Here is a 2,336-nt window from a genome sequence, read left to right as displayed (position 1 = left end):
CAGTACCTCCTTATCACTGTTTTTAAAAATAGGTTAAAAAGGGAATTGGCCATGAAAATTATCAAGGGAAGCCATTTTTTCACGGCTGTTCCTTTTCAAATTCAAATAATAAAAAGCTAGCACTCCACCTTAATTGAATTTATAAACCACAAGCCCCTATACTTTTAAGTAACTAATTAATAGACAATTTTACAAACAAAAAAATAAGGTTACTTCCAAAACTTAAAAGGTTAAAATAAAAAATAATGGTTATGAAAAAGTGTTGGAAATCCTCCAAAATGAGTACGGATGGGATTTTTAGGATACATTAACTGAAAAGAGTAGAAAAATTGTGAAAGACACGTTAGAAGCACAAAGAAAAGCACAAGGTTTACCGATTACCAAAATAACTAAGATAGGCTCTTCTGTTTTAGTGGTAGTTGAAGGTTTGGTCGTTTATACACTCATTATCTAAGTTGTTATTTTATAACTTCCAAAATACAGATAGGTGGAAGAAATGGCTATAAGGTAGATATACCACATATGTGGTATACACGGTTGTTGGTGACAAGTATAAAACAACACATTTAATTATTATGTATAAAAATGACCGAGACCTCATCAATGGACCCAATGGATAAGGCTGCTACGATTATTGAAGCTCAATCCGATATGTGCAAAGGATATGCAAACGGCTATTTAGGTGTAATTGTATCAGGAGTTATATGGCTTATATCTGCTTTAGTTGCTTATTTCTTTTCTGACAAACAAGCCATTTGGGCACTTTTAATTGGCGGTGTATTAATTAGCCCTATTTCAGGTGTAATAGAAAAATTAACAGGACTAAAAGGACACAATGCTGGCAACCCATTAAAAAATCTGGCGATGGAAAGTACAATTTGGATGATTATGTGTTTACCTATTGCCTATGGACTATCCTTGTAAAAAGTTGAATGGTTTTTTCAGGCTATGCTTCTAATAATTGGTGGAAGATATTTGACATTTGCGACTCTTTTTGGGAAAAAAACTTATTGGATTTTAGGAGCTTCCTTGGGCATTGGGGCATATTTTCTCTTTAAATTAAAATTTAAATCTTTTGGTTCATTATTGGCAGGCTCAATTATTGAAATTACTTTTGGAATTTTTATGTATACTGTTCTTCTTCGCAAATCTGCCTTGAAAGATAGAGAATGAATAGAAGAGTTTAATACCAGCCACCAACAAGGTATATGCGAAATTACGGGTTAAATGCCTATACTACGCATACACTCACCGTTACCAATAATTCAAATAAGCTTATGAATAAATTACCACTAATTGCAATTGTATTAATCACATTATTCTCATTCAAAATAGCAGAGAATGAATTTAATCTGAGTGAAGGAATATTAATTAAAAATGCAAGAGTAATTTCACCCAAAGACCAATCATTAAGTAAGGAAGTAAACATAGTAATTGAAAAAGATAAAATTATATATATTGGCTCAAATCCTCCTGATATAAGTGGTGAATTCAATATTATTGACGCAAGGGGAAAATATATTATTCCAGGTTTAATTGATAGTCATGTTCATGTTACTAGTACGGACGGCCTTTTGGATGAAGAAGAATTAGAGAATCCAGATATAGTAAAGAGTTACAGAACTCAGCTTCCCAAAAGTTACCTTTAATTTGGCTATACTACCTTAATAGATTTGGGTACAGCAAAAACACAAAGACTCTCAGAGTTTAAAAATGTAAAAATTAAACCTGATTTGTTTTACGTCGGCGGAGGTACTGTAATTGGAAATGGGTATGGTTTATCAAATTGGGGCGACTCAATACCAAACTTTATTTATCAGGAGAATGAGAATTATCCGGTATCAGAAAAATATTTGAAAGAGAACCACACTCCTGAGGCTGTTGTTAATCGAATTGTAGAATCAGGTGCAATTGCTGTAAAGACTTATTACGAGCCTGGTTTTGACCCTACGAAACCACCTTTACCAACACCTTCTGAGGAATTAATAGAAACAATAAAAAAAGAAGCTCACAAGCGTAATTTGGTATTAGTTGTTCATGGAAACTCTCTTGATGCGCATAGTTTTTTAGCAAATGCTGAAGTAGACGTTATTGCCCATGGCCTTTGGAATTGGGGAGATGAAAGGTTAGAGAATAATGGTCTTATCCCGAAGGAAGTTACAGAAACACTAGACACTGAGATTGAAAATAAAGTAGGATACATAGCTACATTACAAGTGATAAATGGTTTAAATAGTTTGACCACACCAAATTTTTTAAGTGATCCTGAACTAAAAAATGTCCTTCCAAAAGATTTAATCAGTTATTATGAAAAGAATACCGAAAAAATGTACATA

The 2,336-nt window shown here is 33.0% G+C and carries 3 protein-coding genes and 1 pseudogene; all 4 read left to right on the top strand.

The annotated features are described in order from the left end of the window. Positions 1 to 331: 331 nt before the first annotated feature. Positions 332 to 454 carry a hypothetical protein gene (locus E1171_RS24590; RefSeq protein ID WP_281347197.1) on the top strand — a complete coding sequence of 41 codons (123 nt, stop codon included), beginning with the start codon at positions 332 to 334 and terminating at the stop codon, positions 452 to 454. Between the two features lie 131 nt (positions 455 to 585). Further along, positions 586 to 1,173 (top strand): annotated as a pseudogene (locus E1171_RS24880) (DUF7010 family protein). A gap of 104 nt (positions 1,174 to 1,277) precedes the next feature. After that, entirely contained in the window at positions 1,278 to 1,649 is a 372-nt protein-coding gene (locus E1171_RS02650; RefSeq protein WP_155203808.1) for an amidohydrolase family protein, read from the top strand. Between the two features lie 24 nt (positions 1,650 to 1,673). Beyond that, a partial coding sequence (locus E1171_RS02645) for an amidohydrolase family protein (protein WP_222931350.1) occupies positions 1,674 to 2,336 on the top strand: 663 nt, incomplete at its 3' end.

Origin of the sequence: Xanthovirga aplysinae, assembly GCF_009711365.1 — a bacterium.
In the GTDB taxonomy this organism is placed as follows: domain Bacteria; phylum Bacteroidota; class Bacteroidia; order Cytophagales; family Cyclobacteriaceae; genus Xanthovirga; species Xanthovirga aplysinae.
Note: the sequence above shows the minus strand (reverse complement) of the source record. Positions and strands in the feature narration are given on the sequence as shown.